Annotated in this window: 9 protein-coding genes; all 9 read right to left on the bottom strand. The window is 63.6% G+C overall.

The features are described 5' to 3' along the window. Positions 1-36: 36 nt before the first annotated feature. The 9 genes from LK540_RS19090 to uvrA all read right to left on the bottom strand — a co-directional run bounded on the left by LK540_RS19090 (position 37) and on the right by uvrA (position 15,034). The gene (locus LK540_RS19090; RefSeq protein WP_229438898.1) at positions 37-1,743 is read right to left on the bottom strand and encodes an ATP-dependent DNA helicase RecQ; all 1,707 of its coding nucleotides are present in this window, start codon (positions 1,741-1,743) and stop codon (positions 37-39) included. A gap of 531 nt (positions 1,744-2,274) precedes the next feature. Continuing rightward, complete coding sequence (locus LK540_RS19085; RefSeq protein WP_229438897.1) at positions 2,275-3,561, bottom strand: hypothetical protein; 1,287 nt, start codon at positions 3,559-3,561, stop codon at positions 2,275-2,277. 142 nt (positions 3,562-3,703) lie between these two features. Then, complete coding sequence (gene ahpF / locus LK540_RS19080; protein WP_229438896.1) at positions 3,704-5,293, bottom strand: alkyl hydroperoxide reductase subunit F; 1,590 nt, start codon at positions 5,291-5,293, stop codon at positions 3,704-3,706. A 98-nt stretch (positions 5,294-5,391) separates the two neighbouring features. Beyond that, positions 5,392-5,955: an alkyl hydroperoxide reductase subunit C gene (gene ahpC / locus LK540_RS19075; RefSeq protein ID WP_229438895.1), complete on the bottom strand. Its 564-nt coding sequence runs from the start codon at positions 5,953-5,955 to the stop codon at positions 5,392-5,394. A gap of 250 nt (positions 5,956-6,205) precedes the next feature. Then, a complete protein-coding gene (locus LK540_RS19070) occupies positions 6,206-7,420 on the bottom strand; it encodes a hybrid sensor histidine kinase/response regulator (RefSeq protein WP_229438894.1) in 1,215 nt (404 codons plus the stop codon). Continuing rightward, entirely contained in the window at positions 7,417-8,031 is a 615-nt protein-coding gene (locus tag LK540_RS19065; protein WP_229438893.1) for a chemotaxis protein CheB, read from the bottom strand. Before LK540_RS19065 ends, LK540_RS19070 begins: the two co-directional genes overlap by 4 nt. Beyond that, positions 8,028-8,819: a protein-glutamate O-methyltransferase CheR gene (locus LK540_RS19060; protein WP_229438978.1), complete on the bottom strand. Its 792-nt coding sequence runs from the start codon at positions 8,817-8,819 to the stop codon at positions 8,028-8,030. The genes LK540_RS19065 and LK540_RS19060 overlap by 4 nt, the downstream gene beginning before the upstream one ends. A 35-nt stretch (positions 8,820-8,854) precedes the next feature. Then, a complete protein-coding gene (locus tag LK540_RS19055; protein WP_229438892.1) occupies positions 8,855-12,325 on the bottom strand; it encodes a response regulator in 3,471 nt (1,156 codons plus the stop codon). Positions 12,326-12,478: 153 nt separating this feature from the next. After that, positions 12,479-15,034 carry an excinuclease ABC subunit UvrA gene (gene uvrA / locus LK540_RS19050; RefSeq protein WP_229438891.1) on the bottom strand — a complete coding sequence of 852 codons (2,556 nt, stop codon included), beginning with the start codon at positions 15,032-15,034 and terminating at the stop codon, positions 12,479-12,481. Between the last annotated feature and the right edge of the window lie 80 nt (positions 15,035-15,114).

The following is a 15,114-nucleotide window of genomic DNA, read 5'->3' as shown; positions in this document are numbered from 1 at the left end:
AGGGTTTTCTCAGGCGCCTCATTATCGATAAAATTTTTACAACGGCTTTACGAAGTCTGCCATAAAGCTCCGATGCTCGCCGTCCGGGAAGTCGATGCCGATCTGGCTGCCAGCCACCGAACTCACCACACCCTCGCCGTACTTCGCCACCGTCACGCGCATGCCGGTTTCGAAGTGCGGTCCCGTGTCTTCCGGTTCCGGCTCATGGCTGAATTCGTCGTCGCGGATCTCGATGTCTTCCAGTGCGGCCGCCGGCGGATTCAGGCAGTTATCGCAGCGGCAGCACTTCTCGAAGCCTTCGACTTCGTCATTAAAATAGTCGAGCAGCAGCTTCCAGCGGCAGAAGCCGCTCACCGCATAGCCCACCATCTTTTCCAGCGCTTCGCGGTCGTGGTCCTGCTTCTGGATGTAGACCTGGGCCAGCTGCTCGAAGGTTACCGCCTTCGGCTCGGCACTCGTGATCACGAACTCCAGCTTGCGGTTCTGGCGCACCAGCTTGCCGTCTTTCAGCAGCTTGAGGCAGACCTTGATCTTGGCTTCATTCAGGTCGACCAGCTTGTCCTCGATGCGTTCCGTGGTGACGGGACCGGCTTCCGCCAGTTCGCAGGCGGCGTCGTAGACCGAGCGGATCTCGGCCGCATCCGGATAGTGCTTCACCAGGAAGAACTGCTGCAGGCGCTTGTCGTCCTGCAGGAACAGCAGCGTGCACTGGGCGTCCTTGCCGTCGCGCCCGGCGCGGCCCGACTCCTGGTAATACGATTCCAGGTTGGCCGGAATCTGCAGGTGCACCACGAAACGCGTGTCCGCCTTGTCGATGCCCATGCCGAAAGCGTTCGTCGCCACCATGATGCGGCGCTCGTCGTTCATGAACATATCCTGGTTGGCGCGGCGCTCGGCGGCCGGCAGCTTGCCATGGTAAATCGTCACCGATTCGCCGGCTTCTTCCAGGATGCGGTGCATTTCCTCGGCCGCCTTCACGGTGGCGGCATACACGATGCCCACGCCTTCGGTCTCGGCCACCAGGCGGCGCGCTTCGGCGAACTTGTCGGCCAGGCTGGTCACCTGGTGCACCCGGTATTCCAGGTTGGGGCGGTAAATGCCGGTGTTGATGACCTTCATGCGCGGCCGGTTCAGTTGGCGGCCGATGTCTTCCATCACCTCGTCGGTGGCGGTGGCGGTCAGGGCCAGCACGGTCGGGTTGCCGATGGCCGCAATCGCCGCCGCCATCTCGATGTAGGCCGGGCGGAAATCGTGGCCCCATTGGGAAATGCAATGGGCTTCGTCGATGGCGACCAGGGTGACCGTGGTGTGCTTGAGCACCTCGATGAATTCGGGCGAGGTCAGGCGCTCGGGCGTGCAGAACACGATTTCGCAGGTGCCGCCGCTGATGGACTCCAGGGCCTGGTGCTCTTCCTCGGCATTCAGGCTGCTGTTGACCTGGCAGGCGCGCACGCCGAGCTCATCGAGCTTTTCCAGCTGGTCTTTCATCAGCGAGATCAGAGGCGAGACCACGACCGTGGTGCCGCCCAGCATGCGCGCAGGAATCTGGTAACACAGCGACTTGCCGCCGCCGGTGGGCATGATCGCCAGGGTGTCCTTGCCATCCAGGACGCTGTCGATCACGCGTTGCTGCCCTTCGCGCAGCTGTTCGATACCGAACACGGAGCGCAGCAGCTTGCGAATGGAATTGCGGCGCACCGCGAGGAGGCCGTTATGCAGGAGTTTGGGTTCGTGTCGGGTCATGATGGAAGCTAATGTAAGCCTCCCCTGCAAACCCAGCTATAGGATGCACGCCAACCGGTGTGTAGGAGTGCGGGTGGGGAAAAATGCCGGACCGGCGCTGTCGGCGCCGCCGTTCAGTTGGGCCGGCTGCCGCTGAGACAGGGCCACAAGGCTTTTTCCTACATAACGGCGGAGTTCCCGCCGATGCCGCAACAACGGCCGGATGGCTAAGATGGCACCATACACCAACAAAACACGCCGTACCGCCCCGGAGAACGATCATGATGCGCTCAATCCCCACCACCCTGACTGCCTTGCAACTTGCCCTCGCCAGCGCAGCCGCCTGGCTGCTCTACGAGACCAATGCGCTGCAGGGCGCGGCGTTCATGATGTTCCACTAATTCTAAGAAACACGGCTGAATACTTGCCTGCGTGGCAAGTTCGATAGCCCATTTTACCTAGCCGCAGCCGAGACCTGCGCACGATAGAGCAAGCGCCGTACCACTGACGTGGAACGGCGCTTTTTGTTGGGTGGGGTGACGCGGTGTTTTCCTAGAAGTCCCTGTCACCGAGCGGCCAGTCGGCAGGCTCGATATACGTGCCCTTTGCATTGTCGAACGCCAGCGTCCATTCTTTCGCGAGTTCCTTGCCGTTGCTGGTGCCGGTTACCGCGACGAGCAGATGATAGAACTCGGCATTATCCGGACCATCGCTGACACGCACGGTCGAGGCCAGCGATGAAGACTTCCCTTCGCAATCCCCGCATGCACCTGTGTCGTCATAAGCGGTCGGCAGCCCACCGACCTCCTGAACGATGCCGGCGCGATTTGCCAGGATAACCATCCGGCTGCCGCAATAACCCTGGTGACAATCGCCGTATTCGCCACGCCAACCCCAGTTATCGTTCGCTCCGAGCTCGGTCAATATCCATTCGGACGGCGCGGTGCCCATGGTGCCGGCCTGGATGACCGTCGATTTCGCAATGAATGCGGGCTTGCCATTTGTCTCGCCAACGATGAATGCACCGACCAGGCCCTGCATGGCGTGTGCGGTAATCGCTTCGCCCTGCTGATCGATGGCCTGTCCATTTGCAATGGCATACAAACGCTTTCCGCTGCCGAGCGTCTTGATCTCGGATTGCGCGATCTTCATGCAATACGGCATCCCTTCAAATCGGGATATCCAGCATCCGTTCTCCTTTTCCTGTTTGCCGTAGACGTGATTCATCAGGCGCACGGCAGCGTCGCGTGCGTTGCCGGAAGCGAGCAGGTTAGAGGGAATGTCGCCGGGCGGCTGCTGCCTGGGCTCCATGACGCCCGACTGGGCAACCGTGGACAGCAATTCCACCATGGGCGCGTGGCCGCTCAGTTCGACCAGCAGGTCCTTCGTGTCCTCGGTGTGCTGGGCGGTGTACTGGATACTGGTTTTCCACGCCGGCCCGCTCGTATCGACGAGTTCAGGAAGCCGCTTGCTGTCCTGCAGGGATTTGAACACCGGGTCGCCGACGATTTGATCGGCATTGGCCAGCGTAATCTCGAGCGAGGCCTCGCATGTGACCTTGCCGATCTTCTCGTCCTTGCTTGAAGTACGAATGGTCGTGACGGCGATCTGCATGCGCTTCTTGAGGCGGTCGAGCAGCTCGGTGTCGCCTCCTGAACCGGACAAGACTTTATCCAGCGTTTCCTCGACGCCCTGTTTGACGAGGTCGATGGTGGACGGGTCAATGCAATTGGGCTGGGTTTTGCTGCAGCCAGCGCCGATCGCCGCCACAACAACCAGCGCGATAACATTGCGTAAATCACGTAATCCCAGGCTGGCCAGCAGAGAAAAGGTTTTCATATAGAGATATATGCTAAAGATGCAACAGTTTATCACTGCCGTATCCCGAAATATTTCCAAATGAAATAGAAAAACGCCATCGCAAGGTTCGTCGCGATGGCGTTTTTGTTCTTGCTGACGGCCCCGCGGGGCCGCTTGACGCTTAGGCTGCTTTTGCTTCCAGCGCCTCGGTTTCTTCCGTCGGCAGACGCATCAGGTAGTCGAACGACGCCAGCGAAGCCTTGGCGCCCTCGCCCACGGCGATGACGATCTGCTTGAACGGCACGGTGGTCACGTCGCCGGCGGCAAACACGCCCGGGATTGAGGTTTCACCACGCACGTCGACTTCGATCTCGCCGTACGGCGACAGTTCCAGCGTGCCCTTCAGCCATTCGGCGTTCGGGATCAGGCCGATCTGGACGAACACGCCGGCCAGTTCGACGCGGTGGGTCTCGCCCGACACGCGGTCCTTGTACGACAGGGCCGTCACCTTCTTGCCGTCGCCATGGATTTCCGTGGTTTGGGCGCTCTTGATCACGTTCACGTTCTTCAGGCTGTAGAGCTTGCGCTGCAGGACCGCGTCGGCGCGCAGTTCCGCGCCGTATTCGATCAGGGTCACATGCTCGACGATACCGGCCAGGTCGATGGCCGCTTCGACGCCCGAGTTACCGCCGCCGATCACCGACACGCGCTTGCCCTTGAACAGCGGACCGTCGCAGTGCGGGCAATAAGCCACGCCGTGGTTCTTGTACTCTTTTTCGCCCGGCACGTTGATTTCGCGCCAGCGGGCGCCGGTCGACAGGATCACCGACTTGGCTTTCAGCAGCGCGCCCGACTCGGTCGTTACTTCGAACAGCTTCTCGCCTTCGTTGCGTTCCAGCTTGGCGGCGCGCTGCAGGTTCATGATGTCGACTTCGTACTGCTTGACGTGCTCTTCCAGCGACACGGCGAACTTCGGTCCTTCGGTTTCTTTCACCGACACAAAGTTCTCAATCGCCAGGGTATCCATCACCTGGCCGCCGAAACGGTCCGCCAGCACGCCGGTACGGATGCCTTTGCGGGCCGAGTAGATCGCCGCTGCCGCACCGGCAGGGCCGCCGCCGACGATCAGCACGTCGAAGGCTTCTTTCTTGCTCAGTTCTTCTGCTTTCTTGGCGCCGGCGCCGGTGTCGAGCTTGGCGAGGATTTCCTCGACGCTCATGCGGCCCTGGCCGAAGTGCTCGCCGTTCAGGAACATCATCGGCACTGCCAGGATCTGGCGTGCTTCGACTTCATCCTTGAACAGGCCGCCGTCGATGGTCGTGACCTTGATGCGCGGGTTGATGATCGACATCGAGTTCAGCGCCTGCACGACTTCCGGGCAGTTGTGGCACGACAGCGAAATGAAGGCTTCGAACACGAAGTCGCCCGGCAGGTTCTTGATCTGCTCGATGACAGGCGCATCGAACTTGATCGGGTGGCCGCCCACTTGCAGCAGGGCCAGCACCAGCGAGGTGAATTCATGGCCCAGCGGAATGGCGGCGAATTCGATGCCGATATCGGTGCCGACGCGGTTGATGGCGAACGACGGCTTGCGCGTGGCATTGCCGTCTTCGCGATAAGTAATCTTGGTGCCCAAGGAAGTGATTTCCTTGAGCAGCTCTTCCATTTCTCGCGCTTTTGGCGAGTCATCAAGCGATGCAACGATCTCAATCGGCTGCACCACTTTTTCCAAATAGGCTTGTAACTGCTTCTTGAGGGTTGCGTCCAGCATGGTGATTTTCCTTGAAATACAGAGGTTTTTATTGGAAGCCCGCCATTTGGCGGGCTTCCGGTGCTACTGATTTACTGCCAACTACTTGCTGCTACTGCTTAGATCTTGCCGACCAGGTCCAGCGACGGGGTCAGGGTTTCGGCGCCTTCGGTCCACTTGGCTGGGCACACCTGGCCTGGGTGGGCGGCGACGTACTGGGCTGCCTTGACTTTGCGCATCAGTTCCGATGCGTCGCGGCCGATGCCGTTGTCGTGCACTTCCATGACCTTGATCTGGCCTTCTGGATTGATGACGAAGGTGCCGCGCAGTGCCAGGCCTTCTTCTTCGATCATGACTTCGAAGTTACGCGCCAGGGTGCCGGTCGGGTCGCCGATCAGCGGATAGTTCACTTTCTTGATGGCGTCCGAGGTGTCGTGCCATGCCTTGTGGGCGAAGTGAGTGTCGGTCGACACGCCGTAGACTTTCACGCCCAGCTTTTCGAATTCTGGCTGGAAGTCAGCCAGGTCTTCCAGTTCGGTCGGGCAGACGAAGGTGAAGTCGGCCGGGTAGAACATCAGGACGGACCACGTACCTTTGAACTGCTCTTCGGTCAGATCGATGAATTTGCCAGCATGGTAAGCGGTTGCTTTGAAAGGCTTGATCTCGGTGTTGATAAGGGACATGGAAGCTCCTGTTGTGGGTCAAATCAAAATTGATGAAACGAAGTTTATGCTCTTGCTGTGCTTTTGTAAAATTAATTGATCAGATGAGTTCAATTGATTTTACCTATGATGCAGAGGTGACAAAAGTATCAGCCTCGCAAGTGCCGCGTAAGTGTGAGGGAAACGGGCGGGGTTTGCAACCGCCGCCCGATTTGGATTTTCAATCGCCCGCGCGAACAGGCCCGGGGTCAGCCCGGGATCAGCCAGGTATTCAGGCCGGAATTTCGGCGCGCGGCGTCATCACGCTGCACGGCAGCGCCAGGCTGAAGGTCGAACCCTGCCCCGGCGTGCTGGTCACCGTCAGTTCGCCGCCGTGGGCCACGGCCAGCTGGCGCGAGATGTACAGGCCCAGCCCCAGCCCCTTCGGTTCGCCGTTGCGGGTGCCGCGCTCGAAAGGCTGGAAGATGCGCTCGATGTCGTCGGGCGAAATGCCCTTGCCCTTGTCGGCCACGTCGATGCGGGCGCAGCACCCGTCGACCTGCACGCTCACTTCCACGTTGCAGCCGCCGCCATAGCGCAGCGCGTTCGTCAGCAGATTGACGATCACCTGCTCGATGCGGAATTCGTCCCAGTGGCCGAACACGGGTTCGTGCGGCTGCAGGCCGATGGCGCAGCCGCTGGCGGCGGCCTGCAGCGACAGATCGCTCACCACGCGCTCGAGCATGCCCATCAGCTCCACCGGCGCCGGCCGCACCGACAGCGTGCCGTTGCGCATGCGGGTCACGTCCAGCATGTCGTCGATCAGGCGGATCATCGCCTTTACCTGGCGCTCGTCGCGCTTGACCATGGCGCCCATCTGCTCGGCATTGAAGGCCTGCAGATTGCCGCGCTTCAGGTGCAGCGTGCGCATCTGGATTTCCAGGAACAGGGTATTCAGGGGCGTGCGCAGTTCGTGGGCAACCAGCGACATGAATTCGTCGCGCATGCGCAGCGAGCGTTGCAGCTCGGCCTGGGTCGCGTTCAGTTCCTGCAGCAGGATTTCCTGTTCGCGCCGGCTGCGTTCCAGCGCTTCCATCTGGCGCGCCACTTCGCGCCGCTGCTGGTCGAGGGCCACGAACACGTTTACCTTGCCGCGCACCGCGTCCGGGTCGAGCGGCTTGTAGAGGAAGTCGACCGCGCCGCTCTCGTAGCCCTTGAACGAATAATTCAGTTCGCGCCCGGCGGCCGAGACGAACATGATCGGGATGTTGCGCGTGCGCTCGGTGCCGCGCATCAGTTCGGCCAGCTCGAAGCCGTCCATGCCCGGCATCTGGACGTCGAGGATGGCGAGCGCGAACTCGTGTTCGAGCAGCAGCGTCAGCGCTTCCTCGCCGGAATGGGCGTGGAACACGAGGCGGCGCTCGTCGCGGATCAGGGCGTCGAGCGCGCGCAGGTTGTCCGGCAGGTCGTCGACGATTAACAGTTTGCTAGGCTCTTGGAAGCTCATGGTGTTGTTGTCTCCAGCAGGGGCAGCAGCGCGCGGATGTCCGCGAGCGGCAGCACCAGGTGCGGGGCGCACAGGCTGATGGCCTTTTCGGGCATCGTCGCCGCCTGCGCTTCAATCGGGTCTTGCACAATGGTCAGGCCGCCGCGCTGCCTGATCCTTTGCATGCCTTCGGCGCCGTCGGAATTGGCGCCGGTGAGCAAAATGCCGGCCAGGGCCGGGCCATAGGCGTCGGCGGCCGACTCCATCAGCACGTCGATGGCCGGACGCGCATAGTGCACCGGCGGCTCGCAGCTGAGTGAAAATACGCGATCGTGTTCGATCGACAAATGGTAGCCGGCGCCGGCGAAGTACAGCGTGCCCGGCTCGACGCTTTCCTTGTCCGCGGCTTCGCGCACCGGCAGCGCCAGGCGCGCGTCGAACAGTTCGGCCAGGCGGCTTTCGCGGTCGCCGGGCACGTGCAGGATGCACACGGCCGCCAGCTTGCGGCTCACCGGCAGCGCCGGCAGCAGCCCGACCAGGGCGTCGACGCCGCCGGCCGAGGCGCCGATCACGACGGCCTCGATGCGCCGCCCCGCCAGCACCTGCGCGAACCTGGCCGCCAGCTCGCTCATTCGGCCGCCTTGCGGAACAGGCGCTCGCGCCGCGCCAGCGGCTCGAAGCGATTCGCGTAACTGGAAAAGTCGATGCTTTCCTTGCTGCCCAGGCCCAGGAAGCCGCGGTGGCAGAGCGACTCGTGGAACAGGCCCAGCACGCGGTTCTGCAGGCGCCGGTTAAAGTAGATCATCACGTTGCGGCAGCTGACGAAATGGGTTTCCGAGAACACGCTGTCGGTGGCCAGCGAGTGGTCGGCAAAGGTCACGTTCTCGACCAGCATGCGCTCGAACAGGGCGCCGCCATAGGCCGCCGTGTAGTAGTCGGAAAAAGCGCGCTTGCCGCCCGACTTCTGGTAGTTCTCGGTGAACAGGCGCATGCGGTCCAGCGGGAACACGCCACGCCGCGCCGCGTCCAGCGACACCGGATTGATGTCGGTGGCGTAGAGCATGGTGCGTTCCAGCAGCCCTTCCTCGTGCAGCAGGATCGCCAGCGAATACACCTCTTCGCCGGTGCTGCAGCCGGCCACCCAAATCTTCAGCGACGGGTAGGTGCGCAGGTGCGGCACTACCTGGCTGCGGATCGCGGCGAAGTATTCCGGGTCGCGGAACATCTCGGAGACGGGAATCGTCAGGTATTGCAGCAGCTGGGAAAACGCTTCCGGCTGGTGCAGCACCTTGGCCTGCAGTTCCGAGACCGTGGCGCAGTCCATTTCGCGCAGGGCCACCAGCACGCGGCGCTTTTGCGAGGCGCCGGTGTAGTCGCGGAAGTCGTAGTTGTACTTGAGGTAGACCGCCTCGACCAGCATCCGCAGTTCGATGTCGATGTTGTCCGGTGCAGTTTTCAAACGCGCTCCATGGTGGGCATCCAGACCCGCAGCAGCGAGTACAGGCGGGCCAGGTCGATGGGCTTGGCCAGGTAGTCATTCGCGCCGGCGGCCAGGCATTGTTCCTGGTCGTCCTTCATCGCCTTGGCGGTGATGGCGATGATCGGCAGGCGGTCGAAGCGGCCGTCGGCGCGGATGCGGCGCGTCGCTTCCAGCCCATCCATGCCCGGCATCATGACGTCCATCAGCACCAGGTCGATGCCCGGCACCTCGTCGAGCTTCGAGATCGCCTCGAAGCCATTGCGGCCGACGACCACGTTGGCGCCGCGCTGCTCCAGGGCGCTGGTCAAGGCGAAGACGTTGCGCACGTCGTCGTCGACCAGCAGGATTGTACGCCCTTCGAACACGCGGTCGCGGCCGCGCACGGTCTTGAGCATGTGCTGGCGCTCGGTCGACAGCTGCGACTCGACCTTGTGCAGGAACAGCGTCACTTCGTCGAGCAGGCGCTCGGGCGAGCGCGCGCCCTTGATGATGATCGAGCGCGAATACTTCAGCAATTCCGCCTCTTCGTCGCGCGTCAGGTTGCGGCCCGTGTAGACGATCACCGGCGGGAACGAGAACAGCTCTTCCTGCGACATGCGCTGCAGCAGTTCGTTGCCCTGCATGTCGGGCAGTTTCAGGTCGATGATCATACAGTCGAAGATCTCGCTGTGCAGCAGGGCCAGGGCTTCCTCGCCCGAGCCGACCGCCGAGATCTGCACGTCGGCGTCGGCAATCAGGGCGGTCACGCTGTCGCGCTGGCGCTCGTCGTCTTCCACCAGCAGCACGCGCTTGATCTGCTGCGAGGATTTCTCCTGCAGTTTGCGGAACACCTGTTCCAGCTGTTCACGCGTGGTCGGCTTCAGGGCGTAGCCGATCGCGCCCAGGTGCAGGGCTTCGGTGCCGTTTTCCATGCTCGACACCACGTGCACCGGGATGTGGCGCGTGGCCGGGTTGTCCTTCAGCTGCTGCAGTACCGACAGACCGGAACCGTCGGGCAGGCGGATGTCGAGCAGGATCGCGTCGGGGCCTGCGTTCGTTGCCAGTTCCAGGCCCTCGCCGGCGGTCAGGCCCACCAGGCAGCGGTAGCCGAGGTCGTGCGCCAGGTCGTACAGGATGCGCGCGAAGCCGGGTTCGTCCTCGACCACCAGCACGGTGCGGCGGCCGGCGGCGGCCTGTTCGCGGTCGTCCGGGAAGCGTTCGGCGGGCGCCTGCGCAGGTTCGGCGGCCGGAGCGGCCACCGGCGCCGGGGCCGGACGGGCCGCGCGCAACTGGGGAGCCGGGGCGCGCGGGGCCGGCGGCGTGGCCGCGACCGCGCCGCTCTTCGGCAGGCTCAGGGTAAAGCTGCTGCCCTCGCCCGGCGTGCTGGACACCACCAGGGTGCCGCCCAGGAGGCTGGTGAGGTCGCGCGAGATCGACAGGCCCAGGCCCGTGCCGCCGAAGCGGCGGCTGGTGGTGCCGTCGGCCTGGTGGAAGGCCTCGAAGATGCGCTCCTGCTGCTCGGGCGCGATGCCGATGCCCGAATCCTGCACCGTGAACTGGACCCAGCCTTCGTCGGTGGCGCTCACCGTCAGGCTGACCGCGCCCTGTTCGGTGAACTTCACGGCGTTCGAGAGCAGGTTCTTCAGCACCTGCTCCAGGCGCTGGCGGTCGGTGTGGATCGAGGCCGGCACGTTCGGCTCGACCGTCACGGTAAATTGCAGCTCCTTTTGCTTGGCCAGCGGCTCGAAGGTGCGGCCCAGGCCCTCGACCGTGCGGCGCAGCGGCAGGTCTTCCGGCAGCAGTTCCAGCTTGCCGGCTTCGACCTTGGAGATATCCAGGATGTCGTTGATCAGGTTCAGCAGGTCGTTGCCGGCCGAATAAATCGTCTGGGCGAAGCGCACCTGCTCTTCGTTCAGGTTGCCCGGCACGTTGTCGGACAGCAGCTTGGCCAGGATGAGCGAGCTGTTCAGCGGCGTGCGCAGTTCGTGCGACATGTTGGCCAGGAACTCGGACTTGTAGCGGCTGGCGCGTTCCAGGTCCAGGGCGCGGGCGCGCAACTGGTCCTGGGCTTCGGTCAGCGCGGCGTTCTTCATGTCCAGGTTCAGGGCCTGCTCGGCCAGCTGGTCGTTGGTCTGTTCCAGCTCGGCCTGCTGGTTTTCCAGGCTCGACTGCGATTCTTCCAGCGCGCGCGATTGCTCTTCGAGTTCCTCGTTGGCGGTGCGCAGTTCTTCCTGCTGGACCTGCAGTTCCTCGTTCAGGGCTTGCGTTTCGGACAGCGCGTCCTGCAGGCGCTGGCGGTAGACCACGGCAGCCACCGAGGCGCCGACATTGTCGGCAATCAGCTTCAGGAATTCGACGTCGCGCTCGCGGATGCCGTGCAGGAAGCCGATCTCGATCACGCCCTTCACCTTGCCGAAGTTGTTGATCGGTGCGATCACGACTTCGCGCGGCACGGCATCGCCCAGGCTCGATGCGACCTTCATGTAGTCGTCGGGCAGGTTGTCGACGGTGATCAGGCGGTTTTCGTTGGCGGCCTGGCTGGCCAGCGAGGCGCCCGGTTCGATGACTAGGTTGCGCTGTTCCTCGTTCGAGAAGCCGAAGGCGCCGATGCGGCGCAGCACGCCGTCGTCGCTGCGCACGTACATGGCGGCCACGGTGCCGCCGACGTAGCGCACCACGTGGTCAAGCACGGCCTGGGCCAGCGGCTCCAGGGAATGGATGCCGGCGCTGCGCGTGTTCAGCTCGGTCTGGCCGGTGCGCAGCCAGGCCTGGTGGCGCAGCTCGGTGTTGTGCTCGGCCTCATGGTCCAGGATGTCGGAGTACGACTTTGACAGGCGCACCAGTTCGCGCCGGCCAAAGCCAGCCAGCAAACCACCGACGATCAGGGTAAACAGCAGGTAGAAGCCGACCGACCAAGTGGTGACCGAGCGCGCGTCTTCGTTGCGCGCCTGCAGCAAGGTGCGCTCCATGGCGATGAAGGCGGCGAACTGGGCGCGCATGTCGTCGGTGAGGATCTTGCCGCGGCCGCTCTTGATCGATTCCACCACGTCTTCGCTGCGGCGGCGCCGTTCGATCATCTCGTTCGAGTACCGGACCCACTCGCCGTGCGCCGCGCGGACCCGCTGCAGGCGCGTGGTCTGGGCATCGTTGTCGGTGACCAGGCGCACCAGGGCGTCGAGCTCGGCCTCGACCTTGGGTTTCGACACCACATACGGGCCGAGGAAGCTTTCGTCGCCGGTGAGCAGATAGCCGCGCATGCCGGTTTCCATCTCCGAGACGAGACGGTTGACCTCGGTGGCATTGCCGATCACCTGCTGCGAGTGCTCGACCCAGTTCAGCACGCTGATCAGGTAGGCAATGATCGCCACGAACACGCCGGCACTCAACACGCTCAGGCCGAGCGGCAACGCGACATTGCGCGTCAGGATGCGGCGAAACTGGGAATTATCGATGGAAGAGCCGGTCATTCGTTGCGATTATCTTAAGAAAAATATCCTAAGTTTAACGCAATTGCGAAATCGCTGATACGCTCAACCGTGCGCGGGCTTGTATCGCTTTGTATCCAGCACGATCGTGCTAATTATAACAATTTTTCGAAATAATCACTTCACCAAGGCGGGTTACAAGTAAGGTTTCAAATAAGGCGCCGTGCGGCTGCGCGTCGCTTTTGCCACTTTTTCCGGCGCGCCGGCACAGACCACGGTGCCGCCTTCGTCGCCGGCGCCGGGGCCGATATCGATCACCCAGTCGCAGGCGGCCACCACGCGCATCGTGTGCTCGACCACCACCACCGTGTTGCCGGCATCGACCAGGCGCTGCAATTGCACGATCAGGCGATCCACGTCGGACGGGTGCAGGCCGGTGGTCGGCTCGTCCAGTACGTACAGGGTGTTGCCGCGTCCGGCGCGCTGCAATTCGGTGGCCAGCTTGATGCGCTGGGCTTCGCCGCCCGAGAGTTCGGTTGCCGGCTGGCCCAGGCGCAGGTAGCCGAGGCCGACTTCGCGCAGCACTTCCAGCGAGCGTTCGACCAGCGCCTCGCCTGCGAAGAACTCGGCAGCGGCATCGACCGTCATGCCCAGCACCTCGGCGATGTTCCGGTCTTTATAGGTCACTTCCAGGGTCTTGGCGTTGTAGCGCGCGCCTTCGCATACCGGGCAAGGCGCGTACACGCTGGGCAGGAACAGCAGCTCGACCATCACAGAGCCCTCGCCGGCGCAGTTCTCGCAGCGGCCCTTGGCGACATTGAAGGAGAAACGGCCGGCATCGTAGCGGCGCGATTTCGCCATCTTGGTGGCGGCGAACAGCTTGCGTACCTGGTCGAACAAACCGGTATAGGTGGCCAGGTTCGAGCGCGGGGTGCGGCCGATGGGCTTCTGGTCGACGCGCACCATGCGGCGGATGCTCTCCATGCCGGCGGCGATGCGGCCTTCCAGGGGCAGCGCGGCTTCCTGTTCCAGGTCTTCGCCCTCCTCGGCTTCGGCAGCAGGGGCGCCCTGCCCCAGTTCCTTCAACACCAGTTCGACCAGCACCTGGCTTACCAGGCTCGATTTGCCGGAACCGGACACGCCGGTCACGGCAGTGAGCACGCCGAGCGGGAAGTCGACGTCGAGCTTGTCCAGGTTGTTGCGGGTGACGCCTTCCAGACGCAGTTGGCCGACTGGCTCGCGGCGCGTGCGTGCCGCGGGCGGGGCATCATCGAACAGGTAGCGCCGCGTCTGCGACGCCTCGATTTTCTTCAGGCCTTCGGGCGGGCCGCTGTACAGCACCTCGCCGCCACGCTCGCCGGCAGCCGGGCCGACGTCGACGATCCAGTCGGCGCAGCGGATCACGTCCAGCGCGTGCTCGACCACGAACATCGAGTTGCCCGAGGCTTTCAATTGGTCCAATGCCGTGAGCAGCGCCTCGGTATCGGCCGGGTGCAGGCCGGCCGAGGGTTCATCGAGCACATACACGACGCCGAACAGGTTCGAGCGCACCTGCGTGGCCAGGCGCAGGCGCTGCAGTTCGCCGGGAGAGAGCGTGGGCGTGCTGCGCTCCAGCGCCAGGTAACCCAGGCCCAGGGCCAACAGCACGTCCAGGCGCGCGACCAGGTCTTCGGCGATGCGGCGCGTGACGATCAGTTGCTCGGGGTGCAGCTTGGCGCGGCGTGCATCCTTTGGTGCGTCGCCACGCGCGTAGGGCTGCAGCAGCGCGTGCAGGCGCGCCATCGGCATGCGCGAGATGTCAGTGATGTCGGCGCCGGCAAACGTCACCGACAGCGCTTCCTGGCGCAGGCGCTTGCCGCGGCAGAGCGGGCATTCGGTGCTCACCATGTAGCGCGCCACGCGCTTCTTCATCGAGGCGCTTTCGGTGGTGGCGAAGGTCTGCATCACGTAGCGCTTCACGCCGGTGAAGGTGCCCTGGTAGCTGGGCGGGTCCTTGCGTTTCAGGGCGCGTTTGGTTTCCTCGGGGGTGAGGCCGGCGTAGACCGGCACGGTCGGCGTTTCGTCGGTGTACAGGATCCAGTCGCGGTCTTTCTTCGGGAGTTCGCGCCAGGGCGTGTCGACGTCGTAGCCCATGGTGACCAGGATGTCGCGCAGGTTCTGGCCGTGCCAGGCCGGCGGCCAGGCGGCGACCGCGCGCTCGCGGATCGTGAGCGTATCGTCGGGCACCATCGATTGCTCGGTCACTTCGTAGACGCGGCCCAGGCCCGAGCACTCGGGGCAGGCGCCTTCAGGGGTGTTCGGGGAGAAGGACTCGGCGTACAGGAGTTCCTGGCCGTCGGGGTAATCACCGGCGCGCGAGTACAGCATGCGCAGGGAATTCGACAGGGTGCTGACGCTGCCGACCGAAGAGCGCGTGGTGGGCGAACCGCGCTGCTGCTGCAGGGCTACCGCCGGCGGCAGGCCGTCGATCTCGTCGACTTCGGGCACCGGCATCTGGTGGAACAGGCGGCGCGCGTAGGGCGAGACCGATTCCAGGTAGCGGCGCTGGGCTTCGGCGTACAGGGTGCCGAAGGCGAGCGAGGATTTGCCGGAGCCGGAGACACCGGTGAATACGACCAGGGCGTCGCGCGGGATGTCGAGGCTGACGTTCTTCAGGTTGTGTTCGCGCGCGCCGCGTACGCGCACGTAGCCAGGGCGGCCCTGGCCGGATTGGGGGGTGGTGGCGGTGGTGTCCTCGGCTTTCCTGCGCATCGCTTGTCGTCCGGTGGTTCGTTGGTGTCATTAAAACGCGATGGGGCAACAGGTGACGGTGCGGTGACACACGCTATGAC

Origin of the sequence: Massilia sp. IC2-278 (assembly GCF_020708045.1) — a bacterium.
Lineage (GTDB): Bacteria > Pseudomonadota > Gammaproteobacteria > Burkholderiales > Burkholderiaceae_D > Telluria.
The sequence above is the reverse complement of the archived record's forward strand: the minus strand, read 5'-3'. Positions and strand labels throughout refer to the sequence as shown.

Coding starts and splice junctions, on each gene's coding strand:
- LK540_RS19090 (WP_229438898.1), bottom strand. CDS start 1,743: ATGACCCGACACGAACCCAAACTCCTGCATAACGGCCTCCTCGCGGTG.
- LK540_RS19085 (WP_229438897.1), bottom strand. CDS start 3,561: ATGAAAACCTTTTCTCTGCTGGCCAGCCTGGGATTACGTGATTTACGC.
- ahpF (WP_229438896.1), bottom strand. CDS start 5,293: ATGCTGGACGCAACCCTCAAGAAGCAGTTACAAGCCTATTTGGAAAAA.
- ahpC (WP_229438895.1), bottom strand. CDS start 5,955: ATGTCCCTTATCAACACCGAGATCAAGCCTTTCAAAGCAACCGCTTAC.
- LK540_RS19070 (WP_229438894.1), bottom strand. CDS start 7,420: ATGAGCTTCCAAGAGCCTAGCAAACTGTTAATCGTCGACGACCTGCCG.
- LK540_RS19065 (WP_229438893.1), bottom strand. CDS start 8,031: ATGAGCGAGCTGGCGGCCAGGTTCGCGCAGGTGCTGGCGGGGCGGCGC.
- LK540_RS19060 (WP_229438978.1), bottom strand. CDS start 8,819: ATGCTGGTCGAGGCGGTCTACCTCAAGTACAACTACGACTTCCGCGAC.
- LK540_RS19055 (WP_229438892.1), bottom strand. CDS start 12,325: ATGACCGGCTCTTCCATCGATAATTCCCAGTTTCGCCGCATCCTGACG.
- uvrA (WP_229438891.1), bottom strand. CDS start 15,034: ATGCGCAGGAAAGCCGAGGACACCACCGCCACCACCCCCCAATCCGGC.